Here is a 25887-nt window from a genome sequence, read left to right as displayed (position 1 = left end):
TCAGTTCTCCTGGGATTCGGCGGCCAGTTCGGCTTCCGCCTGTGCGCGCTGCTCTCGTAGTTGCGGGGTCTGCTCGGCGAAGACGTACCGGAACAGATCCATCGGGTCGGTCGGTCGATCGAGGTTCATGCCAGCGCGCAGGGCCGCTGCGGCGGCTTCGGCGTCCTCGGTGAGCGCATCCGCCGATGTGTCGTCGAACAAGCTCTTTCCGCGCAAGTACGTCTCCAGCCTGCTCAGCGGGTCACGCGAGAGCCACTGCTCGACTTCGGACGAATCGCGGTAGCGGGTGGCGTCGTCGGCATTGGTGTGCGCGTCGATCCGGTAGGTGTGAGCTTCGACGATGACCGGACCGTTGCCGGCACGGACGAATTGCGCGGCCTCGTCCATCACGGCGAGCATGGCGACCGGGTCGTTTCCATCGACGTGTTCGCTGCCGATGCCGTAGCCGACTCCCTTGTACGCCAATGTCGGCGCCGCGCTTTGCCGGGCGATCGGCACGCTGATCGCGAATCCGTTGTTCTGCACCAGAAAAACCACCGGGGCTTTGAACACGGCGGCGAAGTTGAGGGCCTCGTGGAAGTCGCCTTCACTGGTCGCCCCATCGCCGCAGAACGCGAGGGCGACGGTGTCTTTTCCCTTGCGGTGTTCGCCGTGCGCTACTCCTGTCGCGTGCAGCAACTGGGTTGCCAGCGGGGTGCACTGAGGTGCGCTGCGGTGATGGGCAGGGTCGTAGCCGCAGTGCCAGTCGCCGGCGAGCATGCTGAGGATCTCGACCGGGTCGATGCCGCGCGCGGCGAGCGCCACCGAGTCTCGGTATGTGGGGAACATCCAGTCGGTGGGCCGCAGACTCATCGCCGCCGCGATCTGGCACGCCTCCTGCCCCCGCGACGACGGGTACACGGCCAGCCTGCCCTGTTTGGTCAGGGCCGTCGCTTGCTGATCGAAGCGCCTGCCCAGCACCATGTTCCGGTACATCTGCAGCAGGCGTTCGTCGGTCGGCCTCGGATATCGGGCCTCGTTTCCGGTCAGCTCACCGGCCGCGTCGAGGTACTGCACCGCACGCTCGGCGGGTAGGAATTTCCTATAGGGCCTTGTCGGGGTCGCGTCTACCGGCATCACATCTACCTTCGAAAGACAATTTGTCCACCGATCGTCGCAAGTGGTCTGACATGTGGACAACAGGAGAGATAAATCGAAGATAAATGGTCTATAGTTACGCAGAACGTGACAATTTGTCTCACTTCTGGTGTGAGCGGCCACAAAGGGATGGACAGATGGCTACGGACGCATCGGGTGCCTACGAGCTCGACGCGATCGACCGACGCATCATCAAGGAACTCGTCGCTGACAGCCGTGTCTCGATGCGAGCGTTGGCGGAGAAGGCGCACATCTCCCGCGCACACATCTATATCCGCATCGAGCGGTTGCAGGACGCGGGGATTATCGAAGGCTTCACCACAAGGATCTCCCATGCCAGGGCTGGACTGCGCTCGTCCGCGTTCATCGCCCTCTCGATCCGGCAGGACTCGTGGCGCGGGATCGCCTCCCAGCTGCGCACTCTGCCTTTCATCGAACACTTCTCGCTGCTCGGCGGGGACTTCGACGTTCTGGTCCTCGCCCATGCGCCGGACAACAACGCACTACGCCACCTTGTCCTCGAGCGATTACAGAGCCTCGACGGAGTGCGGTCGACAAAAACGTGGCTGATCTTCGAAGAGGCCAACGGACCCGGTCCCGACTGGGTCGAGGACTTCGACCAACAACGGCGAATTGATGAACCCGCAGCTCGGAGCCCAACGAAACCGACTGCACTCAACACTTCCCGCTCTTGATAAGGACCCCGATCTCAAACTCGGTCGCCGCAAGTCGACCAGAACGGTCGGCACACCAGCACCGACCAGCTCGGACTGCCGAAATGGACGCAGGCACAAGAAGATCCGGACCGGCTCTGGGCATCGAGGATTGCCGTCACATGACCCTGCGCGACCTCTCGCGACCACGTGATCCGAATGCCGCCGAAACTCACACGATATTGCGTGATCGAGGACCATCGTTCCCGGCGGCTTGCCGAAAACATCTGGGCGGCAATGCCAAAACCCGGTGACGGCGGGCGGGGTGAACGCCACTGCCGTCGTCACCGGGCGTGATCGTCGAGTTGGCGGAGTACTGGCTTCGCGGGGTCAGGTCGCTCGAATCGTCTTGCTGTCACCGCGGAACTCGGCGATGATTCGATGTTCCGAGTCGCTGACGGTGACATCGTAGATTCCGTTGCGGCCGAACCGGGCTCGTTCGGTGGCGACGGCGGTCAAGACGTTGCCCGCTCGGGTCGGCCGGAGGTAACGGATGTCGGCGGCGGCGGCGACGGCAGACTGGCCGTGGCTGTTGCAGGCCAAGGCGAAGGTGGTGTCGGCGAGGAGGAAGACGTAGCCGCCGTGGGTGATGCCGTGGCCGTTGACCATCTGCTCGGTGACCGTCATCGATGTGGCGGCCCGTCCGGCATCGAGTTCGACGATCTCGATGCCGAGCAGGCGAGAGGCGACATCAGCGGCGAACATGCGCCGCGCGGCCTCGACCTGGAAGCCTTCGACGGCAGTCATCCGGCGCGTACCGTTTCGAGGTCCTGGACGAACATCGTTGCACCGCCGGTGGCGAAGTTACGGACGTCTTTGCCCGCGGCGCGCATTTCCGGTGAGGCCAGGGCCTGCTGCAGCTCGGCTTCGGTGGCGAATTGCAGCTGTGCGACGGCGAAGAATTCGGGTTCTGATCCGTCCAGGGACCGGCACAGGCCCCAGGTGAAGCCGGACAGACCGGGGACCTTCTCGGTGAGCGGGATGTGGGTCGAGCGGTAGTATTCCTCGAATGCGGCGGCGGCGTCGGGCTTTCGGTAGCACACCGAAATCTGGTACGTCACTTGCTTTCTCCTTCGGGCTTGGCGACGAGTGTGAGGACGTCGTAGGTGGCGACGGGCTCGTCGTTCTGGTTGGTCACCGTGGCGTCCCAGCGGACCTCGCCGTATCCGGCGTTGGCGCGGGGGCTGATCTGCTTGGCGGTCAACGTCACGGTCAGCGAGTCCTCGGCCTTGACCGGGGTGAGGAACCGCAGGTTGTCGACACCGAAGTTGGCCAGCACCGGGCCGGGCGCCGGGTCGACGAACAGTCCCGCGGCCAGCGACACCACCAGGTATCCGTGTGCCACGATGCCACCGAAGAGCGGATTCGCCGCCGCGGCCTCCGGATCGGTGTGCGCGTAGAAGGTATCGCCGGTGAACTCGGCGAAGTGGGCGATGTCCGCGAGGGTGACCTGACGAGGACCGCCGACGATGGTGTCGCCGATCCGCAACTCGCCCAGATCCTTTCGGAACGGATGCACCTGGCTGTGGGCTCGTTCCGCGCCGGGGACCCAGCGGCCACCGACCGCGGTGAGCAAGGCCGGAGTGCCCTGCACGGCGGTGCGTTGCATGTGGTGCAGGACGCCGCGGATACCACCGAGTTCTTCGCCGCCACCGGCACGGCCGGGGCCGCCGTGCACCAGGACCGGCAGCGGGGATCCGTGTCCTGTGGACTCACGCGCATCCACGCTGTCCAGCACCAGGACGCGTCCGTGGTACGCGGCCAGGCCCAGTACGATCTCGCGGGCGATCGCCGTATCGGCGGTGACCACCGAGGCGACCAGACTGCCCTTGCCGCGCGCCGCCAGCTCGATCGCATCGGCGGTGTCGCGGTAGCCGATGAGGGTGGCCACCGGGCCGAACGCCTCGATCTCGTGCGGCTCGGCGGCGTCGCGGTCATCGCAGCGCAACAGGATCGGCGAGAGGAACGCACCCGTGGCGGCATCAGCGCCGGTGACAGCCACGGTGTCCGGGTCGCCGAACACGATGCGGGACGTGGTTGCCAGCTCGCGCACGGACTTGCGCACCTCTTCACGCTGATCGAGGCCGGCCAGTGCGCCCATGGTGACGCCTTCCGCGTCGGGTGCGCCGACGACGACCTTGCCCAGGCGCGCGGTGGTCGCCTCCACAACGGCGTCGAGCAGGTTCTCGGGAACGAGGGCGCGACGGATCGCGGTGCATTTCTGGCCGGCCTTGGCGGTCATCTCGGTGACCAGCTGCTTGACGAACAGGGTGAATTCCGGGCTGTCGACGCTGACGTCGGTGCCGAGGATGGAGGCGTTGAGCGAATCGGCCTCGGCGGTGAAATGCACGCCTTCGCGGACCACGGTCGGGTGCGCGCGCAGGATCGCAGCGGTGTCGGCGGAACCGGTGAAGGCCACCGAGTCCTGGCCCGACAGGTGCTCGAGCAGGCTGCCGACACTGCCGCACACCAACTGCAGTGCGCCCTCGGGCAACAAGCCGGATTCGATGATGCGGCGGACTACCAGTTCGGTGAGGTAGGCCGTCTGGCTGGCCGGTTTCACGATCGAGGGCACACCGGCTATGAACGTCGGCGCCAGCTTCTCCAGAAAGCCCCAGACCGGGAAGTTGAACGCGTTGATCTGCACGGCCACACCACGTCGCGAGGTGAAGATGTGCTGGCCGACGAACGTGCCCTTCTTGCCGAGCTGCTCCACCGCGCCGTCGAGGTACACGGTGTGGTTCGGCAGTTCGCGGCGCGCCTTGCTCGCGTAGCTGAGCAGGGTGCCGATGCCGCCGTCGATGTCGATCGCGGAATCGCGGGTGGTCGCGCCGGTGGCCGAGGACAGTGCGTAGAACTCGTCCTTGCGTTCGAGCAGGTACGCGCCCAGGGCCTTCAGAGCGGCGGCGCGCTCGTGGAAGGTCAGCTGCGCCAACGCGGGCCCTGCGACGGTGCGGCCGTAGTCGACCATGTGCGCGGTGTCCAGGCCTGTCGACGAGATGCGAGCCACCACGCTGCCGTCCACGGCGCTGTGCAGTGATGTGCCCTCATCGGGCGCGGTGTACCAGTGTCCACCCGCATAGCTGCGCAGCAACTCGGTCATGAAACCTCCAATGAACTGAACATTCGGTCGGTAATTACGATCCGCGAGAGTGCTGCGCCTGTCAAGGGGCAGTGGGGGAGAAGGACGTCAGGAAGCGTCCGGAGTGGGGTGGCGCAGGCCCTGGAACACGATGGTGACCACGGCGTCGGCGATCTCGTCGGCGGTGTTGTCACCGCGGGGGCGGTACCACTCGACGATGGAATTGACCATGCCCCAGATCAGGCGGCTGACCAGTGCGGGATCGATATCCGGCGCCAGATCGCCCTCGGCGGCGGCGGATTCGACGAGTCCGGCGACGAAGGCGTCGAATTCGCGGCGGCGAGCCAGCGCGCGCTTTTCGGCCGGGGTGTTGCCGCGCACGCGGAGCAGCAGGGTGACATAGGGGAGATCGGTGATGAGGATCTGGACGCTGCGGCGCACGAAGTACTCGAGCCGATCGATGGAACGGCCGGTGGTCGCCTGCTCCTCGGTCGTCGCGGCCAGCAGTCCGTTCAGTGCCCGCGACAGCGCGAGCTCCAGGAGTTCAGCCTTACCCGAAACGTGATGGTAGATGGCCGATTTGGCGATGCCGAGACGCTTGGCGAGGGTCTCCATGCTGGTGGCGTCGTAGCCCTTGTCGTTGAAGACCTTGACCGCGACCGACAGCAGGGAGTCCAGGTCGTACCCGGGCCGGCCGGGACGTCTCGTGGTCTGGGCCGTGCGCGCCGTAGTCATGCGTCCATCTTGACGCATCGGTGCGGAAGGATTCGACAAGAACTCCGTCGAGACTTGATACTGACCGAATGTTCGGTTAATAATTCGAGGTGTACGCAAACAAGGAGCTGTGATGGTCGAAGTCTTCCTGGTTGATGGGGCACGGACGCCGCAAGGGCGCTACGGCGGGGCGCTGGCCGGAGTCCGGCCCGACGATCTGGCCGGGCTGGTGGTCGGCGAGGCTGTGCGCCGTGCGAATGTGGCCGTCGACGCCGTCGACGAGGTTGTACTGGGGGCGGCGAATCAGGCCGGTGAGGACAACCGCAATGTCGCCCGTATGGCGGTGCTGCTGGCAGGCCTGCCCGACGAGGTTCCCGGCTACACAGTGAACCGCTTGTGTGCCAGCGGACTGACCGCCGTTGCTACCGCTGCTGCCGCCATCCGCAGCGGCGAGGCCGATATTATCGTTGCGGGCGGGGTGGAATCGATGACCCGAGCCCCCTGGGTGATGGCCAAGCCCGGTACTCCGTGGGCGCGTCCGGGTGAGGTGGCCGACACCTCGCTGGGTTGGCGGTTCACCAACCCGGCTTTCGCCGCGGCCGACGCGGCGGTCCCTGCGGGACCCGACCCGCGGACTCGCAAGATCACCCTGTCGATGGGCGAGACGGCCGAGGAAGTCGCTGTCCTGGAAGGGGTCTCGCGTCAGGAGAGCGATGCCTTCGCGCTGCGCAGCCAGCAACGGGCCGTCGCGGCGGCCGACGCTGGACACTTCCGCCGTGAAATCGTCCCGGTCCCGGTCAATGGTGGTGTGGTCGAGGTCGACGAGGTGCCGCGCCGCGGGACGACCGCGGAAAAGCTGGCGGCGCTCAAACCGGTCTTCCGCCCGAACGGCATCGTCACCGCCGGTTCCGCGTCCCCGCTGTCCGACGGCGCTACGGCCCTGGTGCTGGCCAGCGAAAGCGCGGTGCACCGTTATGGACTCACGGTGCGAGCCCGCATCGTGGCCAGCGCCAGCGCGGGCGTGGCACCGAACATCATGGGCTTGGGTCCGGTGCCGGCCACGAACAAGGTTCTGGGACAGGCGAAGTGGGCGTTGCCGACGGTGGGTGCGGTGGAGTTGAACGAGGCGTTCGCGGCTCAGTCACTGGGGGTGATCCGGCAGCTGAAACTCGACGAGGAGATCGTCAATGCGGACGGCGGCGCTATCGCGCTGGGGCATCCGCTGGGTTGCTCGGGCGCGCGAATCTTGCTGACCCTGGTCGGCAGGATGGAACGCGAAGGCGCGCAGCGTGGCCTGGCGGCGCTGTGCGTTGGTGTCGGTCAGGGCGTGGCGATGCTGATCGAGGCACCGTGAGCGAGCTAACCACGGTACACATCGCCGATCACGCAGACAGGGTCGTGGTCACCCTCGACCGTCCCGCGCAGCGCAACGCGATCAATGTGGAGATGATCGGCGAACTGCATCGCGTATGCGAACGCCTGGAGCGTGAGCCGAAGCTGCTGCTGTTGACCGGCCGCGGCGAGCACTTCGCCGGGGGTGCGGATATCGGCCAGCTGCGCGAACGCAACCGCGACGACGCGCTGGCCGGGATCAACCGCAATCTGTTCGATCGTATCGCCCGCCTGTCGCTGCCGACCGTCGCGGCGGTGAGCGGGTATGCCCTGGGCGGTGGCGCGGAACTGGCCTATGCCTGCGATATGCGAATTGCCACCACCACCGCGAAGTTCGGCAATCCCGAACCCGGGCTGGGGATCATGGCCGCGGCGGGTGCGAGTTATCGCCTGCCGCAACTGGTCGGCGCGTCGGTTGCCAAACAGGTTCTGCTCGGCGGCCGGGTCCTCGACGCCGACGCCGCACTCGCCACCGGGCTGGTCATGCAGGTCACCGACCCCGACACGCAGGTGGACGCGGCGCACCGGGTGCTCGACCGTATCGCCCGGTCCGCGCCACTGGCGCTGCGGTTGACCAAGACGATCGTCGACGCCCCCGGATTCCACCCGTTCGCCGACGACATCGCCCAGGCGGTGCTGTTCGGCACCGACGACAAACACACCCGTATGACCGCATTTCTGGAGAAGAAGGCATGACACAGACAGTGATTCCCTGCCGCGTAGCCGTGGTCGGCGGCGGGCGCATGGGCGCCGGTATCGCCCAGGTGTTCGCGACTCTCGGCAGCGTGGTCGTCATCGCCGAGGCCGGCGATCGAAGCGCCGCGTTCGACCGGGTCGCCACCGGCCTGCGCCGGGCGGGCGAACGCGGCAAACTCGGCAACCTCGATGTCGAGGACATCCTTGCCCGTGTCACCACCGTCGGCGCACCCACGGATCTGCCCTCCGACTTTGACCTGGTGGTCGAAGCCGTACCCGAGGATCCGGCGCTGAAAGCCGACGTGCTCGCGGCGGTCGACAAGACGGTCGATTCGCAGGCGGTGATCGCCAGCAACACCAGTTCGCTGTCGATCACCGAGCTAGGCGCCGTGCTGGCCGACCCGGGCCGGTTCCTCGGCATGCACTTCTTCAACCCCGTTCCGGCCTCGGCGCTGGTCGAGATCGTTCGTGCCCCCGCCACCGCTGACACAGTGGTCGCCCGTGCGCAGGGCTGGGTGGCGGCGCTGGGCAAGGCCGAGGTCGTGGTGAATGATTCGCCGGGCTTCGCGACCAGCCGTCTGGGCGTCTGTCTCGGTCTCGAGGCGATCCGGATGGTCGAGGAAGGCGTGGCCGACCCGGATGCGATCGACCGGGCCATGGAACTGGGTTACCGGCACCCGATGGGGCCGCTGCGTTCCACCGATCTGGTCGGATTGGATGTGCGGCTCGCGATCGCCGAGCATCTCGCGGCGACCCTCGGCCGACGTTTCGAGCCGCCGAAGTTGTTGCGGGACAAGGTGGCTCGGGGTGAACTCGGTCGTAAGTCCGGTCGAGGATTCTTCACCTGGAACACCGCCACGGCAGGAGCACCGCGATGAACGCCGAAACCACGACCGTCCAGGCCCGCGTCGAGGAGGCGCTGGCCACAATTACGCTCACCCGTGCCGCGGCCTCCAACGCACTCGACCTGGTGACCAAACAGGATCTGCTGGCTGCGGTCCGCGGCGTCGCGGAGGATTCCGGGGTCCGTGCGGTGTTGTTGACCGCGGAGGGCAAGAACTTCTGCGTCGGCCAGGATCTGGCCGAACATGTCGAGGCGTTGCGGGCCGATGCGAGCTCGGCCATGAATACCGTTGGCGAACACTACAACCCGCTCATCCGTGCGCTGCGTGCCCTGCCGGTTCCGGTGGTGGTGGCGATTCGCGGAGCCTGTGTGGGCGCGGGCTTGGGCATCGCGCTGGCCGGTGACCTCCGCGTCGCCGGTGCCGGAGCGAAGTTCGCGACGGCGTTCACCGGTATCGGATTGGCCAGCGACTCCGGGCTGAGTCATGCGCTCGTGCAAGCCCTGGGGGCCAGCCGGGCTGCCGGATTGATGCTGCTGGGTGACCGATTCACTGCCGCCGAGGCATACCAGTGGGGTCTGGTTCATCGCGTCGTGGACGACGGTGAGGTCGACGCCGCTGCCCGCGAACTCGCACGTCGCCTCGCCGACGGCCCGACAGCGGCTTATCGGCAGGTCAAAAAGCTCCTGCGGGCCGAAACGGCCGGCCTGTCCGAGGCACTCGAACGAGAACGCCACGCGCAAGAGGCCCTGGGGGCCAGCCACGACCACCGGGCCGCCGTCGACGCATTCCTGGCCAAGACACGACCGGTCTTCGAAGGCCACTGACCCGTGACTGCCCAGCAGCCGACACCCCTGACCGAAGCGAGGCCGACATGACCACGGCAGCACCTTCCTCAACCGAACTGCAGCAGCAGTTCGACGACACTATTGCCGCCGACCAGCGCATCGAACCCCGGGACTGGATGCCCGAGGGCTACCGCAAGACGCTGATCCGGCAGATCGCCCAGCATGCTCATTCCGAGATCATCGGCATGCAGCCCGAAGGCGTGTGGATCACCCGGGCGCCTTCCTTGCGGCGCAAAGCGATCCTGATGGCGAAGGTGCAGGACGAAGCGGGCCACGGCCTCTACCTGTACTCGGCCGCGGAAACCCTCGGCGCGGACCGCGCGGATCTGACCAGGCAACTGATCGACGGCAAACAGAAGTACTCCTCCATCTTCAACTACCCGACCCTGAGCTATGCCGACGTCGGCGTAATCGGCTGGCTGGTCGACGGTGCCGCGATCTGCAACCAGGTTCCGTTGTGCCGCAGCAGTTTCGGACCCTACGCGCGTGCGATGATCCGCGTCTGCAAGGAGGAGTCGTTCCATCAGCGCCAAGGCTACGAACTGCTGCTGACGATGATGAGTGGCACCGACGACCAGCGCGCGATGGTGCAGGAAGCCGTCGACCGCTGGTGGTGGCCCGCGCTGATGATGTTCGGCCCGCCCGACGACCGCTCACCGAACACCGAACAGTCCATGGCATGGGGCATCAAACGGCACACCAATGACGAACTGCGCCAACGCTTCGTGGATATGAGCGTGCCGCAGGCGCAGATACTCGGCGTGCGCCTGCCGGACCCGGATCTGACCTGGAACGAGCAGCGGCAGTCCTACGACTTCGGCACTCCCGACTGGACCGAGTTCGCGGCTGTCGTCGCGGGCAACGGCGCCTGCAACATCGAGCGAATCACCAACCGCCGCACCGCACACGAGGACGGTGCCTGGGTGCGGGAAGCGGCGACGGCCTTCGCCGAACGAGAACGAAAGGGCACCAGCCGATGACCGGAACAACGACCGATCCCACACCTATGCGGGCGGACTGGCCGCTGTACGAGGTGTTCGTGCGTGGCAAGCGCGGCCTGAACCACGTGCACGTCGGATCGCTGCACGCCGCTGACGACGACATGGCGTTGCGGCACGCGCGTGACGTATACACCCGTCGTAACGAGGGCGTGAGCATCTGGGTGGTGCAGTCCGTGCGGATCACCGCCTCCAGCCCGTCGGAGAAGGACCCGTACTTCGCGCCCAGCGGCGACAAGGTCTACCGGCATCCGACCTTCTACGACATCCCCGACACCGTCCCCCACATGTGAGGCCCGACCGATGATCGATCACGACACCGCCTACAGCGGCCTGTTCGACGGTGACAGCCACGGCCAATGGGCCTTCGGCACCAGCTTCGACGATCCCCTGGCCGGTGTTGACACCACCGTCCCCGACGATGTCGACACCGCCGCACTCGCCCGGTACTGCCTCATGCTCGGCGACGACGCTCTCATCGCCGCACAGCGACTAGCCGAATGGGGTATGCGGGCACCGGAATTGGAGGAAGAAGTCGCCCTGATGAACATCGGCCTGGACCTGCTCGGCCAGGCCCGGCTGCTACTGGCCCGCGCTGCTGCCGCGGATGCGACGATCGTCCCGTTCATTTCCGAGACCTCACCTGTCCCGGCCGAGGACGCGCTGGCCCTCTTCCGGTCCGTCGACGCGCTGCGGTGTGTCCGGCTGGTCGAGGTTGCCAACGGCGACTTCGCGCGCACCATCGTGCGGTCGCTGGTGTTCTCGACCTGGCGGCTCGCGGTGCTCGATCGACTGCGCACCTCTCGTGATCCAGTGCTGGCCGCCGTCGCGGAAAAGGGCGTCAAGGAATTGACCTACCACCGTGACTACGCGGCGCGCTGGACCGTGACTCTCGGCTGCGGCACCGACGAGTCACGCCGACGCATGATCGATGCGCTGGAGTTCGTGTGGCCGCTCGTCGAGGAATTGTTCGTGCCCACCGAGGAAGAGCTCGCGTTGGTCTCGGCCGGTGTCGCGGTGGACCCGCGCACGACCCGCGACGAGTTCGAGCGTGTTCTCGCGCAGGTCCTGCATGCGTCCGAACTGCACGCTCCGCGTGGAGCGTCCGTTGGCACCGTCGCCGGGCGTGCCGGTCGTCAGGGGATGCACACCGAGGCGTTGGGGCTGCTGCTCGCGGAGATGCAGAGCGTCGCACGCGCCTACCCGGAAGGGACGTGGTGATGTCGACACGGGCACACGTGCGCAGCGTCGTCGATTCCGTGCTCGATCCGGAGATGCCGATGCTGACGCTGGCAGACCTGGGCATCGTGCGCGAGGTCCAGATCGACGCGGCGGCCCGGGTCGTGGTCACCATCACGCCCACCTACTCCGGCTGCCCGGCGATCGCGACCATGCGCGCGGACATCACCCGCAGCCTGCACCGGCACGGATATCGCGACGTGCGAGTCGACACCACCCTGTCGCCCGCATGGAGCAGCGACTGGATCTCGGACGAGGGGCGGCGCAAACTCAGCGCCAATGGCTACTCCCTGCCGGGTCCGGCACCGCGGCGTATCGACGGTCCTATTCCGCTCACCCTGAGCGCTCGGCCACGCGAGGTCACCTGCCCCCACTGCGGCTCGAGCGAAACCAGGCTGGTGTCCGAATTCGGTGCGACCTTGTGCAAAGCCCACTACCGCTGCGCGGCCTGCCTCGAGCCGTTCGATCACGTGAAGGAGCTCTGACCATGAGCGCACCGGCCCAGAACCTTTCGCCTCGGGCAACCCGTAACCGGCCGTTCCATTCGCTGGTAGTCGCCGACATCGAGCGGCTGTGCGAGGACGCCGTAGCCGTCACCTTCGAGATTCCCGCAGAGCTGAGTGAAGAGTTCGCTTTCCTGCCTGGGCAGTCGCTGACCCTGCGCCGGATCGTGGACGGTGTCGAATACCGCCGCTCATACTCCATCTGCGCACCGGTCGGCCAGTCGCCGCGCGTCGGCGTGCGGACAGTGTCCGGGGGATTGTTCTCGACCTGGCTGGTCGAGAACGTCACTGCGGGCGATCGGATCGACGTGCAGGGGCCGAGCGGCACCTTCATCGCCGATCCCGCGGTGGCCGGTCGGCAGCTGTTGATCGCGGCGGGCTCGGGTATCACGCCGATGTTGTCCATCGCCGGCTCGGTCCTGGCGAACCCCGACAGCGAGGTCGTGCTGCTCTATGGCAACCGGAAGGTGCGGTCGGTGATGTTCGCCGAGGAGATCGCCGATCTCAAGGACCTTTACGGCGCGCGGTTCGAGGTCATCCACGTGCTCTCGCGCGAACCCCGCGACGTCGAATTGTTCACCGGTCGGCTCGATGCCGAGCGGCTACGCGCGATCCTTGGCTCGGTCGTGCCGATCGGCGATATCGACCACGCCTGGCTGTGCGGGCCCTACGGCATGGTCACCGATGCGCAAGCCGTCCTCGGCGAATTCGGCCTCGGAGCCGACTGTGTCCACCACGAACTGTTCTTCGTCGAAACCGACCCACCGACCCCGCAGGCACATCGCGAACCGGGCGTCGACGGGCCCACCAGCAGCGTCACCATCACCCTCGACGGACGTAGCACCACCGGCCGATTGCCCAGGGACACAACGATTCTCGACGCAGCCGAGCAGATCCGCTCGGATCTCCCGTTCGCGTGCAAGGGCGGCGTGTGTGGCACCTGCCGGGCGCGGGTCACCTGCGGTGAGGTCGATATGCGCCGCAACTACGCCCTCGAGGACGCCGAGGTAGCCGCCGGTTTCGTCCTCACCTGCCAAACCTATCCCGTCGGCGAGTCGGTCACGGTCGACTTCGACGCCTGAGCCACCTCATCCGGAGCCATCATGAGCAGCGTTACCCCCGTCTCCTCGTCCACCGACATCGAATTCGCTTCCCGCGACCACATTTCGGCCCTGCAACTGCAGCGCCTCCAATGGTCGATAGCGCACGCGTACGACAACGTCCCGCACTATCGGGCTGCGTTCGATGCCGCCGGGGTGCATCCGTCGGATCTGAAGCAGCTGTCGGATGTGGCGAAATTCCCCTTCACTACGAAGTCGGATCTGCGGGCGAACTATCCGTTCGGCATGTTCGCCGTTCCGCAGGAACGGATCTCGCGCGTCCACGCCTCCTCGGGGACGACCGGCCAGCCGACAGTCGTCGGATATACCGAGACGGATCTGAATAATTGGGCCGACCTGATCGCGCGCAGCCTGCGGGCCGGTGGCGTCCGCCCCACCGACAAAGTGCACATCGCCTACGGCTACGGGCTTTTCACCGGCGGCCTCGGCGCGCACTACGGCGCGGAACGCTACGGCTGCACCGTGATCCCGATGTCGGGTGGAATGACCGAACGACAGGTGCAACTCATCGAGGACTTCCGGCCGGACGCGATCATGGTCACCCCCTCTTACATGCTGACCATCCTGGACTCGATGCTGGACAAGGGGATCGATCCAGCGGCGACCTCGTTGCGGGTCGGCGTCTTCGGTGCTGAGCCGTGGACCGAGAAGATGCGGCTGGAACTCGAGCAGCACCTGGCCATCGATGCTGTCGACATCTATGGCCTCTCCGAGGTCATCGGCCCCGGCGTCGCCATGGAATGCGCCGAGACCAAGGACGGGCTGCACATCTGGGAGGACCACTTCTACCCCGAGATCGTCGACCCCGAAACCGGCGCGGTACTGCCCGACGGCGAAGAAGGCGAACTCGTGTTCACCTCCCTCACCAAAGAAGCGATGCCCGTGATCCGTTACCGCACAAGAGATCTGACCCGACTGCTACCCGGCACCGCACGGACGATGCGACGGATGCAGAAGATCACCGGCCGCAGCGACGACATGATCGTGCTCCGCGGAGTCAACCTCTTCCCCACCCAGATCGAGGAAATCATCCTCACCGTTCCGGCACTCGCACCGCAGTTCCAATGCGTGCTCGACCGCCCATCCCGCCTGGACACCCTGACCGTGCGGGTCGAGACGCGCGCGCACACGCTGCCCGACCAGCGTGCAGCCGCAGCGAACGAGTTGCGCAGACAGATCAAGAACCGGATCGGTGTCACCGTCGAAGTCGAACTGCTGGACCCGAGCGCGTTGGAACGTTCGGTCGGCAAAGCGCGAAGGGTGATCGACAACCGTCCGTCGTGAAGTGTGCCGGCATGGAGGTGTCGATCGAATAGAACGTGGACGGCTGCATGTCCAACCCGCACGGATGGTCCCACTGCGAAGGCATTCACCGCTGCGGATCCATCCACTGCGAGCAGCAGCACGGACTGGCTCTGCAGGACCGACTGAATTCAGGCATCGGCGAGGGGACCGCCCTGAGAACTGGCCGCAACCGGGCGCAACGCAAGGCCGTTGGATTACGACGGCGCGTAGGGCAGCGAGTTGGTCCTGCTCGTCGGGGTAGGCGGTGAGGATGAGGCAGTACAGGTGTTGGGGGTTGTCGTACAACAGGTCTCGGCACATGCGGCTGAGTGTTCTATGGCCCAAGATCGACCAGTTCCGCGAGCGCTAATTCTCCGGTACCGAATCATTGCTTTCCGGAACTGTATTCGCAGTCCGTATCACCATCGAATCCGGCCACCCGCCCCGACGGCTTGGCCGAGTGAACCGGGCCGACGGAGTCGATCAGTAGCGGCACGTGCGGCCGTGTCGGTGCCCGCTTCGAGGGCTGTCCGGCGAATCGGACAGCCTCTCACATCTGACACGATCCCGGTGCGGGGCGCCGTTGATAACACGCCGATATGGCCATTCGGGAAGCTGGAGGCCGCGCCGGAGTCGTACGGGATGGTGTTCTGTCAGCTGCCGTGGGTCGACCGCCGCCGATCTTCAGGGCATTGACCATCACGCCGCACGCGCGCGGACCACAACAGTCGTCAGTCGGTGGATCGAGCCGAAGGCCGGGTCGGTTCGGGAACGAACTGCGCCTTGCCGTCGATGATCTCGAGAAAGCCTGTCGAGTCACCGGGGAAGTGTGACCCGAAGATTCGCGTGCCGCTGTTCGCATATCGCGCGATGAACTCCCGTCGAGTGCGCGCAGCCAACTCGGGATCGGCATCGAGGAACATTCGCCAATTTGGCTCGATATACTGCACCGGGTTGTGCGTGAGATCGCCGGTGATCACCGCGTCTTCGCCGTTCGAAGAAATCAGTACGCAGACATGGCCAGGGGAGTGACCAGGAGAGGGCACGAGCTGAATCTCGGAGGTGACGACGTGGCTCATCTCGACAAGGTCGGCGGCGTCCGCCTCGTACACCGGCTTAACGGCGCTGTCGAACGTCCAGGCCGCGCCCTCGGCACCAGACTCCCAATATTCGTAGTCGGGCCGACTGAACAGATACCGCGCATTGGGAAAGGTCGGCACCCACGCACCGGACTCGTCTTGTATTGTGTTGCAGCCGACGTGGTCGATGTGCAGGTGGGTGCACACGACGTAGTCGATAGCGTCGCGAGGGAACCCGATGCCTTCGAGGTCGGCAAGGAACGTCGAGGGCTGGTTGGACATCCCTGGAACCGCAGCGACCTCGCGCGTCCCCACACACGTGTCGACGAGGATGATCTTGCCTTCGGATTCGAGCACCAAGCCGTGTGTGGACAGTCCGAGCGTGCCGTCATTCGCCACATAGGGCTCGAGCCAGTGCTCGTGGCCTTTGAGTTTGGCTGGGTCGTATTCGGGATACAGGGCTTCGAGAGGCAGCGTGATCAAGCTCTCCTGAACCCTGGTCACGCGCACGTCACCGATCGTCCACTGCATGTAGCCGCTCCCTCGATTTGTAGAATCGAATTATTATAATATATGAACTAAATCTCGTCAGTGTGAAGCCGACGATCGGCTCAGGGGCTGCTCAGATTTCGGTCTGAGGCTGGTGGCCATTCGGTTGAGGGCAGCGCGTAGCTGCTCGAGCCAGCTTTCCCGCCGTGCGCGAGCTCTGCCAGCTCGGCGGAGGTCACGGCCGGTCCGTGACCGCGGTCGTATCGGCATCGGCCCAGAACGTGGACCAAGTCGGGAACCCTTGTGGCAGTGCGGGTTCCGTCGCGTGCTCCCATGAGCTGAAGCCGACTGCCGATGGTCGCTCCAGCACATCGGTCGCGTACCAGTGCAGTTCTTTGCGTCGAGCGAAGAACCACTCTCCGTCCACTTTGGTATAGCGGTCGTCATAGCAGATGCCCATGACGATGAATCGGTCCCCGACTTCGTGTTCGGCCCGGCAGTAGGTCTTCCCTGTCGCCGATACCTCGTCGACCAACTCGACACGATGACCGCAGATCTGGTGCAGCGAACGGTAGAACCAGCGTAGGTGCGGTTCGATATAACTGCGCAGCGCCGCGCGGCCGCGGCCGTGCCGCCCACAGTCGACATTCGGAGCGAACAGTTCGACCCATGCATCGAGGTCCCGGCCATCCACGGCGAGCGCGTACCGTATCGGCAGCTGGCCGATTTCCAGCCGATCTTCCACGGCGGTGAGCCTGCGCTCGAAGTCCACGATCGTTCCTCCTTCAGCCGAGCAGTACACGACCACCGTTGAGCATGACGGTCGCTCCGGTCAGGTAGCCCATGTCATCGCTCGCCAGCGCCGCGACGGCGCGTCCGATGTCCGTCTCGGGGTCGCCCATGCGGCGTAGGGGAGTCCCGGCCAGGTTGGCCTCGAACCGGTTCGGGTAGGCGTCGCGGTACACCTCGGCGGCAGGGGTCATCGCGGTGGGGACGACCACGTTCACCCGAATGCCATAGGGCCCCCATTCCCTGGCTGCGACCCGGGACAATCCGCGGATAGCCTCTTTCGCCATCGCGTAGGACCCGAATGTCGTGTCGCCTTGCAACGCTGTGCTCGACCCGAAGTTGATCACCACTCCGCCGCGGACCTTGAGGTGCGGCAGCGCGGCCTGCATCCCGTACAAAGTGCCCAGGGCTCCGGTCCGCCATGCGAGGTCGACGTCCTCATCGGTGGTCTCCTCGAGTTTGCGCTGCACTGAGGACTGGGCGTTGTTGACCAGTACGTCGAGCATGTCGAATCGATCAATCGTGGCTGCGACGGCACACGCGACATCCTCCCGGTCGGACACGTCGCCGGCCAGCGGAAGTGCGGACGCACCGAGCGCCTCCAGTTCCCGAGCAACTGCATCGACCTTCGCGAATGTGCGTCCGACGAGCGCGACCGCCGCACCCTGCGCAGCCATCGCCCGGGCTATCCCACGCCCGACGCCTTGTCCCGCGCCGGTGACGAGGGCCACCTTGCCAGCCAATCGGCCGTCGGTCATTGGCCGACTCCCCGGCTTCCCGCCTGGGCGTGCACGAGGCATCTGCCCGCGAACAACTCGACTCTGAGATTCTCCAGCGCAGTCTGCATAATGAGGAAGCTTAGCAATATGAATTAGTTGATTCACGGCTTTGCCTCGAGTTGCCCTGTGGGGCCTGCAGCTCCGGCGCGGGCCAAACCGTGGGTGTCAGGGCAATGACATGTCTCATTGACGAAGGAGGACGAGATGACAGCGGCACAATTGACCGGCAGGGTGGCCCTCGTGACCGGAGGCGGATCCGGCATAGGGCGCGCGACGGCCCTGCGGTTGGCCGCAGACGGCTCGGTCGTCGTTGTCAACGACCTCGATGCCGGACGGGCACAGGAGACCACAGAGTTGATCACGCGCGCCGGCGGCAAGGCGGAGGCACGCGCCGGCGACGTCACCGACTCCGCGCTCGTGGATACGCTCGTCGATGGGACCTGGGCCCGGCACGGGCGCCTCGACGTGTTCCACAGCAATGCTGGAACCGGCTTGGCGCATGGTGAACTGACGTCGATCTCCGACGAGGGCTGGCGTGCTGATGTCGAGCTCAACCTCAACGCCATGTTCTACTGCGTGCGTGCAGCGCTGCGCGTCATGTCTGCCGCAGGCGGGGGCTCGATCATCTGTACGTCGTCCGCCTCGGCGCTGGGCGCGGTACCAGGAACCGGGCCCTATGCGGCGGCCAAGGCTGCGATTCTGCAGCTCGTCCGTTCGGCGGCCGTCGAGTACGGCGGCACCGGCGTGCGCGTCAACGCGGTGATTCCAGGTGCGGTGAAGACCCCGGCTTTTCGTCGTTACATCGGCAGCGACGAACGGCTTTCCGCTTATGAGCGACAGATTCCGCTGGGCCGCGCCTGCGTGCCCGAGGACATCGCCGCTGCCGTCGCCTGGCTGGCCTCCGACGAGTCCGCGTGTGTCACCGGCACGACGCTGGTCGTCGACGGTGGCCTCACTGCTAAGCGGGCCGAACCCTTGATCGGGTGAGTTGTTCGCGATGTCGAGAAAATATCGTTGACATATTAAACTGAATGAACTGATAATGCGCGAAGGGTTGCGACCCATCTCTGCCCGAGCTGCGGCTCCCTGAGACCGCAAGCCGATGACGACGCGAGGAAGCTGACATGCATATAGGCAATAGGACAGTCGACCCGGTAAGTCAGGCGAGGGCGGTAGCAGGTGCCTGATGGTGCAGGCCAACGTCTCGACGTCCTCGAGCAGGCGGTGCCTGCGGTCGCGGCGACGGAGTGGCTGTCCAGATCGATCCCCGAGCTGCAACCACCACTGCAGTTCGCTCCGATAGGTGGTGGCCACTCCAACATCACGGTCCTCGTGACGGACGCTGTCCAGCACCGCGTTGTGTTGCGCCGGCCCCCGCTCGGGTCGTTGCCCCGCGGCTCGCACGATGTGCTCCGCGAGGCGCGGACGATGGCGGCAGTCAGTGCAGGGGGCATTCCTGCGCCGCGGATCCTCGCCACATGCGATGACCCCGAGGTCATCGGCGCTGTGTTCGTGGTTGCCGAGTTCGTCGACGGTGTCGTCGTCGAGAACCCCGCTGACGTTGAGAGGCACCTGCCGGAAACAGCACAACGTCGCCGTGCCGCCGACGACCTCGTAGAGCGGCTCGCCGCGCTACACACTCTCGATCCGCAGGCGGCAGGACTAGCAGATCTCGTCCGTGCCGGTACCTTCCTCGAACGGCAGCTCCGCAGGTTCGCTGCCATCTGGTCGTCTGACCACAGCCGCGAACTCCCGCTGATCGACGAGCTACACAGTCGGCTGGCGGCGGCTATGCCCCGGGAACGTCACCGAGCGATCGTTCACTCCGACTATCGTCTTGCCAACACGATGGTGCAGCCATCCGGTGAAATCTCCGCCGTCCTGGACTGGGAACTTGCTGCGGTCGGAGATCCGTTGGCAGATCTGGCGTTCTTCCTCAACAACTGGGAAGAGCCGGACGGAGCGGCCGCCCGGGTGTGGATGGAAACCCCGCCCACGTGCGCGGGCGGATTTCCCGACCGAGGGCAGATGGTCGAGCGGTACGCGCAACTCACCGGTTTCGACATCGACGATCTCGAGTACTACCGCGCGTTCTCGTGGTGGCGGATGGCCGTGATCGCCGAAGGCATCAAGAACCGCTACGAGACCGGCGCCATGGCCAAGAGTGTCGACATGGTCCATGTGGTGAGCCGCGTCGAATGGCTCGCGGAACTTGCCCACCAGCACTTGCGGGCGCACGGCGCCTGACCGAAAACCCGCGGGCGACGAGTACGTCGTCACGGTCCCCAACCGAAGCCAACAGCGTGGAGGCGCAATGTCGGATCGCAAACTCACTCCCGTCGATGATTATCTTCATCAGGTCGGAACCCAGCAGAACTGGAATGAGAGCCGTTACATCGATTTCCACGACCCCGCGACCGGTACCGGTGGCTGGTTCCGGATTGGCATGCGTCCCAACGAGGGGCATGCGGAGATGTCCGTGAGCATCAACCTCCCCGATGGGCGCCACGCGTTCTTCTTCGAGCGTGCGCCGATCGAGGGCAACCGACTCATCGCAGGAGGCCAGGAATGGACCATCGGAGACCCATACCGATCGTGCACGGTGTCGTACTCCGGTCCCGTGCTGATCCTCGAGGACGCGTGGGTACTCGCTGACCCGAAGAAGGCATTCACAACATCGCCTCGCGAACACGCGGAAATCAGCCTCGAGGTGCGTACGGAAGGCTTGGAGGCTGTCATGGGCAGCGACCAGGAAGATATCGACAAGATCTTCCTTCCAGGCCAGGCCGATTGGCATTATCAACACTTGTGCTGGGTCAAGGGAACCGTGACCGTCGGTGACCAGACGTTCGAAGTCGACGGGCGTGGCGGCAAGGACCACTCGTGGGGTCCACGCAACTGGCTTGCCAAGATCTACCTGCGCTGGCTGATCGGCACCACGGACGACGACGAACTGGGTTTCATGCTCGTTCGCGGTGTCGGTCCGACCAAGAGAACCCGAAGCGGACACGTATGGGAGAAAGGACAGTTCTTTCTCGTGGACGACTTCGACATGAAGAACACCTACTCGGACACGAGCCCCTACGAACTCTTGCGTTGCGATCTGGCCATACGGTCGGGCGACCGGGAATGGACCGTAACTGGCACCCCGGAGGCGTGGGAGCCGTTGCGGCACCGTGCCAAGGATGAGAACGGCGACCCCGCCATCCTTCGCATCGTCAAGTCGCCCACCCGCTGGACATTCGGTGACGGACGACTGGGGGCAGGGATGTGCGAGATCCACGACCGCTTGTCCGCCAGCGGCGTGCCCGCCGGTATCGAGGACTAATGCGCAGTCGCGGCGGTCGAGTGGGCCCATTTCACCGACCGCCGCGATCCCATTCACCGGCGCGACCCCGGGCGAGGCGATCATGGTCGACGCCGATGCGGCCGGGCGCGGCGTGCTGCGCCTCCGTCGAATCGCCGGCGGCAGACCGACCACAGGGTCGTGCACTGACATGGCCCTGCATGTGGGCTGGAGTGACATCTCACGCTCGCCCCGACGAAAAGGAGTGACGCGATTGCGGGATTGGGGCCGACCCAGTACGGAGGCAGCAACATGACCGTCCGCGATACGTCCTACGAAAGCCGCCGGTATCGGGCCTGGCAGACCAACAGCTTCGGTATTCCGGCAGAGGTCATGAACTTCACTCACCTACCTCGCCCCATCCCTGCCGCAGGGCAGGTGAGCATCGCCGTCGAGTGTGCCGGAGTAAACCTGCCCGACCTGCTTCTAATCAACGGCACACACCAGCTGCGTCCCGAGCCTCCGTTCACCCCCGGGCGGGAGGTGGTTGGACGGATACTGGAGACTTCGAGCACGGGGGAGTGGCGGTGCGGGACTCGCGTCGTCGCACGACCGCTGCTCCCCTACGGGGGCTATGCCGAAGTGACTGTAGCGCGCACGAAGGATCTGTTTCCGGTCCCCGAAGACCTCGAGCCCACCGTCGCTGCGACCCTCCTGGTGGCCTGCCTGACATCACATGTGGCCCTTCATCATCGCGCGGGTCTGCAGCGGGGCGAGACCGTGGTGGTCCTCGGCGGCGCCGGCGGTGTCGGGTCTGCGGCGATCCAGCTCGCCAAAGCTGCCGGAGCCACGGTCATCGCCACCGCGGCCGGGCGCGCCCGGATGGCGGCGTGTCAGCGCCTGGGCGCCGACATCGTGGTGGACCGGCACAACGACAACCTCACCGCTGCCATCCGGGATGAGACCCGTGGCCGCGGCGCGGACGTGATCATCGACGCGGTCGGCGGGGAGGTCTTCGACTCCGCGCGGAAAGCGCTTGCCTTCGAAGGACGCGCCGTGCTGGTGGGAACCTCTTCAGGCAGCGCCGCCACCCTCAGTGGCACCGCCGTCTTATTGCGAAACCAATCCATTTTCGGGTTGCACCTCGGGCCCTACCAGGACCACGCGCCCGCGATAACGCGCGCCGCGTTCGAGCAGTTGATCACACTCGTCGAGGCAGGAAAACTGCAGCCGCTCATTGCGGACGTTCTGCCGCTTTCCGACGCTCTGGCCGGGCTGGAGCGACTTCAGTCAGGAGATGTTATCGGGAAACTCGTACTACGCATCTGAACTCCGTGCTGAGGACGATGAACTTTGCGCGGGAGTCTCCCCAGAAAAAGTGAAATTTTCCGAGCCGATGTGTCTGGCACGCATCGGCTCTTCTTCGCCCGACAGCATCTTGCCGAGGCCTCGGTATGGCATTCGGACTCGACGAGGAACCATTTTCAGCTCTCATGGCAGGATTCGCCGAGTCCTCGATGGACTGGAAGTACACCACGGAAATTTACCGCCTTACCGTTTCCGAATGCTGTGCTCCAGGTCATAGGAAATCCGCAACGCCGGTCGTGGTGGACGATTAAGGCTGGGTTTCAGCTGTGGCTGTGAGCCGCAGACCAGTCGGACTGTGTTTCACTTGTCATCGGCTCTGAGTGTTGGAAACTGAATTCTCCGGGATATGCGTCGAACGAGCCAGTTTGCGTTGGTCGCGAGTGCGGTCACCATCGCGAACGGTGCCATGCTCGCGTTTCCGGCGTCGGAGACACCACATTCATGACAGACAGGTCGAAAGGCCTGGCCATCCACCGACTAGCTGCCGGCGAGGCGAGCAGCACGGACACGATTATCGCCAGTGTCCCCAGCGGAGCGCTGACCGACGCTTCGTGCACGGTCAGCAGCACCCCGGAGGCGATTAGCAGCAGGACCTGCGTGGTGAGTACGACCGATCGCGGCCAGCACTGGCCGCGGAGCAGTGCCCAGCCTGCGACCAGCAAAGTAGCCACTACCGCACCGGCCGCTACCGCGCTGACCGTCGCCAGCGGCGGGCCATTACGAACGAGGACGCACGCCCGTGTGCTCAACTCGGCGACCCGGCGGTTGAGGGTGACCCAGGCGGTGGCGATTATCGCACCTTCGATCACCGTGAACGCGCCTGCGAGCCGGATCGCGACGGGCGGCCGGTGTGAAACGCGAATGGTGGGTATCTTGCCGGAGTTGTCCATCTGGTTGCCTAACGCTCGCATTTGGAGCTGTCCTGCCGGGAAACATCGTGCCGTCTCGCGTTGTGGACCGGTCTTTCGGCACCAGCTGTCGGCGTTCCATGACATGGTGAGGTCGGTCGCGGTTGACGACGGAGCCCGGAACGCGCACTCGCTGAAACGCGTGTTCCGGGCTGCTGTCGGGGAGTCGCCGATATCCTCGACCAGGACGCAGTCGTATTCGCCGACACCTACAGGCGCACCCTGCAACGACCACAGATGGGGTTCGCAAGTGAGGTGATCGAGTTCATGCCTCTCCGAATAGCGTACCGCCACAACCAAAGTCTGCCCCAAGTATCTTTCCGATGCGCGAGGGTCAGACCCACGCCGGGAGCGCGTCCTGGGCATAGCGTGCGCCGAACCCTCCGTTGGGCAGGATGTCGTGGATGGCGCTGAGGTCGGTGTCGGTGAGTTTGACCTCGGCCGCTCGAGTGTTCTCCTCGACACGTTGGGGGCTGCGGGTGCCAGGGATAGGCACGATATGGTCACCGCGGGTCAGCAGCCAGGCCAGGGCCAGTTGAGACACGGTGATGTCCTTGGCGGCGGCGAGTTCGCCCAGTCGTGTGACGGCGTCGATGTTTTTCTCGAAATTGCCTGGCTGCCAGCGAGGATCGTGGTTCCGGTAGTCGGTGGGGTCGTATTCGCTGGCGGGTTTGGCGGCACCAGTGATGAAGCCGCGACCCAGCGGGGAGTAGGCGACGAATCCGATGCCGAGTTCCTCGAGAATGGGGAACAGCTGCTCGACGTCGCGTTCGAACAGTGAATATTCGGTTTGCAGCACTGATACTGGCTGCACGGCGTGTGCGCGGCGGATGGTCTGTGGTCCAGCTTCGCTGAGCCCGAAGTAGCCGACCTTGCCCGCGTCGATGAGTTCTTTCACCGCTCCGGCGACGTCTTCAATTGCGACATCGGGGTCGACACGGTGCTGATACAGCACGTCGATGCGGTCGACGCCGAGGTTGCGCAGGCTGTTGTCGACGACTTCGCGGATATGGTCGGGACGGGAGTTGAGGCCGGAGTCGCGGGTGAAACCGAACTTGGTGGCGATCACCACTTCGTCGCGGAATCCGGCAACTGCTCGGCCGATGATCTTCTCGTTCTCGCCCCACCCGTAGAGCTCGGCGGTGTCGAACAGGGTCACGCCCAGATCGTGGGCGCGCTGGATCGCGGCGAGGCCTTCTTGGGTGTCGCTGGGCCCGTAGGCCATCGAGATCCCCATCGACCCATAACCGATCGCTGAGGTTGCCAATCCTTGGAGACCAAGTGTCCTGGACTGCATGAATACTCCTCTGGTGTCGAACCGAACTGTTCAGTCTGAACCGTACACCGACATCTCCGTTTCGTCGAACTGAACGGTTCGGTCTGGTAGTGTGGCAGGATGTCGCCCTCAGCTGCTGTCGACTCGACTCGTGACCGCATCGTCGGCGCCGCGAAAGCCGAATTCGCCCGTTACGGGATCGCAGGCGCGCGGGTGGACCGGATCGCGAAGAACGCCAAGACCGGCAAGGAACGCGTCTACGCGTATTTTCGCAGCAAAGAGAACCTCTACCGATACATCGCGGCCGAGGAACTGGCCGCGATCGCTGAGGCGACGCAGATGGACCCCACCGATCTGCCCGGCTATGCCGGGCGGATCCACGACTACTTCGTCGCCCATCGTGCGAACTATCGTCTCATGAAGTGGGGGCGGCTCGAGTTCGGAGGCGGTGGACCGGGTGATCCCACTCGGGAGACGATAGCTCGCAAGACTGAGCAGTTACGGTATGCGCAACGTGCTGGTCATCTGGATTCCGAGTGGGATCCGCGCGACATTTTGGTTTTCGTGGATCAGCTCGCCACGGCGTGGATTGATCAAACCGACCTCACAGCTTCGATCGGGTCTGCGGCTGAAGGCGCCGAGTTCCTGGCCGCTCGTCGCGCGGCTATCGTGGCCGCCGTCGAGCGCCTGTTCCCTGCGGCCAACGCGTCCGGTGGATGGAGAGCCGACTCGTAGGTTCCTGTGAGAGTGACCGCTGCATGACCGACGATCCCACGGCGGCATGGCGCGTTCGGTTTCGCCTGTTCTGAGCGTTGAGGCTGGGGTTGGCAGGCCGCAGCAATGCACCTCGGAGTCCGGCTCAGCCGTTGCAGAGAGCAGGGGCCACCGTTGTATCGAGTTCCCGGGCTGACGTGCTGCGGTCGGGCCAGCCGCCGTCGATCCTGTTCGTTCCAGGTTCAGCAGGTGTAGATGTTGAACCTGGAATAGTTTGCGGCCGGTGCTACATGTGGTCCGCGGTGCCAGTGGCCGAATAGACCGCGCTGTCGAAATCAACGGTCGGTCGTATCTGGCGGCGCATCCAGCTCAAACCACACCGTTGTTCGTCGGAAGAATGTGGATGTCGTTGGTCTGGACAGATGAGTGCCTGGAAACCGAACCAATTGCGGAAGCCCAAAGTCGTCAGCGATCCGGTATGCACGGTGAACAGATAGCGATGCGGTGCTGGACAGTTATATGTTCATCTTCCAGTTCCCTCACCGGGGCGTGTCGCGGGCCCGCCGCTGCTCGCGCCCGCGAAGCGGCCCCACCGAGTCGATCGGTGTGGGCCGTTCGCAGCGAAACTCC

25 protein-coding genes and 1 pseudogene are annotated in these 25887 nt (G+C 65.2%); 16 read left to right on the top strand and 10 right to left on the bottom strand.

The window, feature by feature from the left end; translation table 11 throughout:
* Positions 1 to 1116: a pyruvate dehydrogenase (acetyl-transferring) E1 component subunit alpha gene (pdhA, locus tag K7711_RS45475; protein WP_222979146.1), complete on the bottom strand. Its 1116-nt coding sequence runs from the start codon at positions 1114 to 1116 to the stop codon at positions 1 to 3.
* Between the two features lie 158 nt (positions 1117 to 1274).
* Between pdhA and K7711_RS45470 the strand changes: the two are divergent.
* A pseudogene (locus K7711_RS45470) lies at positions 1275 to 1745 on the top strand (Lrp/AsnC family transcriptional regulator); the annotation flags it as partial.
* Positions 1746 to 2180: 435 nt separating this feature from the next.
* Here K7711_RS45470 and paaI read toward each other — a convergent pair.
* From paaI to K7711_RS45450, 4 genes are all read right to left on the bottom strand, one after another.
* Positions 2181 to 2597, bottom strand: coding sequence for a hydroxyphenylacetyl-CoA thioesterase PaaI (gene paaI, locus K7711_RS45465; RefSeq protein ID WP_235748817.1), 417 nt, complete (start codon positions 2595 to 2597; stop codon positions 2181 to 2183).
* A complete protein-coding gene (locus K7711_RS45460; RefSeq protein WP_222979144.1) occupies positions 2594 to 2911 on the bottom strand; it encodes an EthD family reductase in 318 nt (105 codons plus the stop codon). The genes paaI and K7711_RS45460 overlap by 4 nt, the downstream gene beginning before the upstream one ends.
* A complete protein-coding gene (paaZ, locus tag K7711_RS45455; protein WP_222979142.1) occupies positions 2908 to 4953 on the bottom strand; it encodes a phenylacetic acid degradation bifunctional protein PaaZ in 2046 nt (681 codons plus the stop codon). Before paaZ ends, K7711_RS45460 begins: the two co-directional genes overlap by 4 nt.
* A gap of 87 nt (positions 4954 to 5040) precedes the next feature.
* The gene (locus K7711_RS45450; RefSeq protein WP_222979140.1) at positions 5041 to 5667 is read right to left on the bottom strand and encodes a TetR/AcrR family transcriptional regulator; all 627 of its coding nucleotides are present in this window, start codon (positions 5665 to 5667) and stop codon (positions 5041 to 5043) included.
* 112 nt (positions 5668 to 5779) lie between these two features.
* Between K7711_RS45450 and K7711_RS45445 the strand changes: the two genes are divergently transcribed.
* Genes K7711_RS45445 through paaK form a run of 10 tightly spaced genes read left to right on the top strand, consistent with a single transcriptional unit; the run spans position 5780 to position 14569 of the window.
* Complete coding sequence (locus K7711_RS45445) at positions 5780 to 7000, top strand: thiolase family protein (protein ID WP_222979138.1); 1221 nt, start codon at positions 5780 to 5782, stop codon at positions 6998 to 7000.
* Positions 6997 to 7734: an enoyl-CoA hydratase/isomerase family protein gene (locus K7711_RS45440; RefSeq protein ID WP_222979136.1), complete on the top strand. Its 738-nt coding sequence runs from the start codon at positions 6997 to 6999 to the stop codon at positions 7732 to 7734. Before K7711_RS45445 ends, K7711_RS45440 begins: the two co-directional genes overlap by 4 nt.
* Positions 7731 to 8612: a 3-hydroxyacyl-CoA dehydrogenase family protein gene (locus K7711_RS45435; RefSeq protein WP_222979134.1), complete on the top strand. Its 882-nt coding sequence runs from the start codon at positions 7731 to 7733 to the stop codon at positions 8610 to 8612. The genes K7711_RS45440 and K7711_RS45435 overlap by 4 nt, the downstream gene beginning before the upstream one ends.
* Positions 8609 to 9403 carry an enoyl-CoA hydratase/isomerase family protein gene (locus K7711_RS45430; RefSeq protein ID WP_222979131.1) on the top strand — a complete coding sequence of 265 codons (795 nt, stop codon included), beginning with the start codon at positions 8609 to 8611 and terminating at the stop codon, positions 9401 to 9403. The genes K7711_RS45435 and K7711_RS45430 overlap by 4 nt, the downstream gene beginning before the upstream one ends.
* 47 nt (positions 9404 to 9450) lie before the next feature.
* Positions 9451 to 10404 carry a 1,2-phenylacetyl-CoA epoxidase subunit PaaA gene (gene paaA / locus K7711_RS45425; RefSeq protein ID WP_222979129.1) on the top strand — a complete coding sequence of 318 codons (954 nt, stop codon included), beginning with the start codon at positions 9451 to 9453 and terminating at the stop codon, positions 10402 to 10404.
* Positions 10401 to 10715 (top strand): 1,2-phenylacetyl-CoA epoxidase subunit PaaB, encoded by a 315-nt coding sequence (gene paaB, locus K7711_RS45420; RefSeq protein ID WP_222979127.1) that lies wholly within the window; start codon positions 10401 to 10403, stop codon positions 10713 to 10715. Before paaA ends, paaB begins: the two co-directional genes overlap by 4 nt.
* A 10-nt stretch (positions 10716 to 10725) precedes the next feature.
* Positions 10726 to 11643, top strand: a complete 918-nt coding sequence (gene paaC / locus K7711_RS45415; RefSeq protein ID WP_222979125.1) for a 1,2-phenylacetyl-CoA epoxidase subunit PaaC — start codon at positions 10726 to 10728, stop codon at positions 11641 to 11643.
* Positions 11643 to 12146, top strand: a complete 504-nt coding sequence (paaD, locus tag K7711_RS45410) for a 1,2-phenylacetyl-CoA epoxidase subunit PaaD (RefSeq protein ID WP_222979119.1) — start codon at positions 11643 to 11645, stop codon at positions 12144 to 12146. Before paaC ends, paaD begins: the two co-directional genes overlap by 1 nt.
* 2 nt (positions 12147 to 12148) lie before the next feature.
* Entirely contained in the window at positions 12149 to 13246 is a 1098-nt protein-coding gene (gene paaE / locus K7711_RS45405; RefSeq protein WP_222979116.1) for a 1,2-phenylacetyl-CoA epoxidase subunit PaaE, read from the top strand.
* Positions 13247 to 13267: 21 nt separating this feature from the next.
* The gene (gene paaK / locus K7711_RS45400; RefSeq protein ID WP_222979107.1) at positions 13268 to 14569 is read left to right on the top strand and encodes a phenylacetate--CoA ligase PaaK; all 1302 of its coding nucleotides are present in this window, start codon (positions 13268 to 13270) and stop codon (positions 14567 to 14569) included.
* Between the two features lie 731 nt (positions 14570 to 15300).
* On the opposite strand, the gene K7711_RS45395 is transcribed toward paaK, so the two are convergent.
* The 3 genes from K7711_RS45395 to K7711_RS45385 form a co-directional block, all read right to left on the bottom strand.
* Positions 15301 to 16179 carry an MBL fold metallo-hydrolase gene (locus K7711_RS45395; RefSeq protein ID WP_222979103.1) on the bottom strand — a complete coding sequence of 293 codons (879 nt, stop codon included), beginning with the start codon at positions 16177 to 16179 and terminating at the stop codon, positions 15301 to 15303.
* Between the two features lie 193 nt (positions 16180 to 16372).
* Positions 16373 to 16909, bottom strand: a complete 537-nt coding sequence (locus K7711_RS45390) for a nuclear transport factor 2 family protein (protein ID WP_308015238.1) — start codon at positions 16907 to 16909, stop codon at positions 16373 to 16375.
* 13 nt (positions 16910 to 16922) lie between these two features.
* Positions 16923 to 17684, bottom strand: a complete 762-nt coding sequence (locus K7711_RS45385; RefSeq protein ID WP_222979101.1) for an SDR family NAD(P)-dependent oxidoreductase — start codon at positions 17682 to 17684, stop codon at positions 16923 to 16925.
* A gap of 225 nt (positions 17685 to 17909) precedes the next feature.
* On the opposite strand from K7711_RS45385, the gene K7711_RS45380 reads away from it, so the two are divergent.
* The 4 genes from K7711_RS45380 (at position 17910) to K7711_RS45365 (ending at position 22320) form a co-directional block, all read left to right on the top strand.
* Complete coding sequence (locus tag K7711_RS45380; RefSeq protein ID WP_222979099.1) at positions 17910 to 18692, top strand: SDR family NAD(P)-dependent oxidoreductase; 783 nt, start codon at positions 17910 to 17912, stop codon at positions 18690 to 18692.
* A 237-nt stretch (positions 18693 to 18929) separates the two neighbouring features.
* Positions 18930 to 19952 (top strand): phosphotransferase family protein, encoded by a 1023-nt coding sequence (locus tag K7711_RS45375; protein WP_222979097.1) that lies wholly within the window; start codon positions 18930 to 18932, stop codon positions 19950 to 19952.
* Between the two features lie 67 nt (positions 19953 to 20019).
* Positions 20020 to 21033 carry a DUF7064 domain-containing protein gene (locus tag K7711_RS45370; protein ID WP_222979096.1) on the top strand — a complete coding sequence of 338 codons (1014 nt, stop codon included), beginning with the start codon at positions 20020 to 20022 and terminating at the stop codon, positions 21031 to 21033.
* Positions 21034 to 21303: 270 nt separating this feature from the next.
* Entirely contained in the window at positions 21304 to 22320 is a 1017-nt protein-coding gene (locus K7711_RS45365; RefSeq protein WP_222979095.1) for an NADPH:quinone oxidoreductase family protein, read from the top strand.
* Between the two features lie 425 nt (positions 22321 to 22745).
* Here the strand turns inward: K7711_RS45365 and K7711_RS45360 are convergent, their stop codons facing one another.
* The gene (locus K7711_RS45360; RefSeq protein ID WP_222979094.1) at positions 22746 to 23579 is read right to left on the bottom strand and encodes a hypothetical protein; all 834 of its coding nucleotides are present in this window, start codon (positions 23577 to 23579) and stop codon (positions 22746 to 22748) included.
* Positions 23580 to 23601: 22 nt separating this feature from the next.
* Complete coding sequence (locus tag K7711_RS45355; RefSeq protein ID WP_222979093.1) at positions 23602 to 24564, bottom strand: aldo/keto reductase; 963 nt, start codon at positions 24562 to 24564, stop codon at positions 23602 to 23604.
* A gap of 99 nt (positions 24565 to 24663) precedes the next feature.
* On the opposite strand from K7711_RS45355, the gene K7711_RS45350 reads away from it, so the two are divergent.
* On the top strand, positions 24664 to 25278 hold the full coding sequence (locus tag K7711_RS45350) for a TetR family transcriptional regulator (protein ID WP_222979092.1): 615 nt from the start codon (positions 24664 to 24666) through the stop codon (positions 25276 to 25278).
* Positions 25279 to 25887: the final 609 nt, after the last annotated feature.

Origin of the sequence: Nocardia coffeae (assembly GCF_019890715.1) — a bacterium.
Classification (GTDB): Bacteria; Actinomycetota; Actinomycetes; order Mycobacteriales; family Mycobacteriaceae; genus Nocardia; species Nocardia jiangxiensis.
This window is presented reverse-complemented; position numbering and strand designations above follow the sequence as displayed.

Bases quoted from the DNA above. Each gene is read 5' to 3' on its own strand.
- K7711_RS45370 (WP_222979096.1), top strand. From the start codon at position 20,020: ATGTCGGATCGCAAACTCACTCCCGTCGATGATTATCTTCATCAGGTC.
- paaZ (WP_222979142.1), bottom strand. From the start codon at position 4,953: ATGACCGAGTTGCTGCGCAGCTATGCGGGTGGACACTGGTACACCGCG.
- paaD (WP_222979119.1), top strand. From the start codon at position 11,643: ATGTCGACACGGGCACACGTGCGCAGCGTCGTCGATTCCGTGCTCGAT.
- paaC (WP_222979125.1), top strand. From the start codon at position 10,726: ATGATCGATCACGACACCGCCTACAGCGGCCTGTTCGACGGTGACAGC.
- paaK (WP_222979107.1), top strand. From the start codon at position 13,268: ATGAGCAGCGTTACCCCCGTCTCCTCGTCCACCGACATCGAATTCGCT.
- K7711_RS45450 (WP_222979140.1), bottom strand. From the start codon at position 5,667: ATGACTACGGCGCGCACGGCCCAGACCACGAGACGTCCCGGCCGGCCC.
- pdhA (WP_222979146.1), bottom strand. From the start codon at position 1,116: ATGCCGGTAGACGCGACCCCGACAAGGCCCTATAGGAAATTCCTACCC.
- paaA (WP_222979129.1), top strand. From the start codon at position 9,451: ATGACCACGGCAGCACCTTCCTCAACCGAACTGCAGCAGCAGTTCGAC.
- paaB (WP_222979127.1), top strand. From the start codon at position 10,401: ATGACCGGAACAACGACCGATCCCACACCTATGCGGGCGGACTGGCCG.
- K7711_RS45350 (WP_222979092.1), top strand. From the start codon at position 24,664: ATGTCGCCCTCAGCTGCTGTCGACTCGACTCGTGACCGCATCGTCGGC.
- paaI (WP_235748817.1), bottom strand. From the start codon at position 2,597: ATGACTGCCGTCGAAGGCTTCCAGGTCGAGGCCGCGCGGCGCATGTTC.
- paaE (WP_222979116.1), top strand. From the start codon at position 12,149: ATGAGCGCACCGGCCCAGAACCTTTCGCCTCGGGCAACCCGTAACCGG.
- K7711_RS45380 (WP_222979099.1), top strand. From the start codon at position 17,910: ATGACAGCGGCACAATTGACCGGCAGGGTGGCCCTCGTGACCGGAGGC.
- K7711_RS45365 (WP_222979095.1), top strand. From the start codon at position 21,304: ATGACCGTCCGCGATACGTCCTACGAAAGCCGCCGGTATCGGGCCTGG.
- K7711_RS45385 (WP_222979101.1), bottom strand. From the start codon at position 17,684: ATGACCGACGGCCGATTGGCTGGCAAGGTGGCCCTCGTCACCGGCGCG.
- K7711_RS45435 (WP_222979134.1), top strand. From the start codon at position 7,731: ATGACACAGACAGTGATTCCCTGCCGCGTAGCCGTGGTCGGCGGCGGG.
- K7711_RS45445 (WP_222979138.1), top strand. From the start codon at position 5,780: ATGGTCGAAGTCTTCCTGGTTGATGGGGCACGGACGCCGCAAGGGCGC.
- K7711_RS45395 (WP_222979103.1), bottom strand. From the start codon at position 16,179: ATGCAGTGGACGATCGGTGACGTGCGCGTGACCAGGGTTCAGGAGAGC.
- K7711_RS45355 (WP_222979093.1), bottom strand. From the start codon at position 24,564: ATGCAGTCCAGGACACTTGGTCTCCAAGGATTGGCAACCTCAGCGATC.
- K7711_RS45430 (WP_222979131.1), top strand. From the start codon at position 8,609: ATGAACGCCGAAACCACGACCGTCCAGGCCCGCGTCGAGGAGGCGCTG.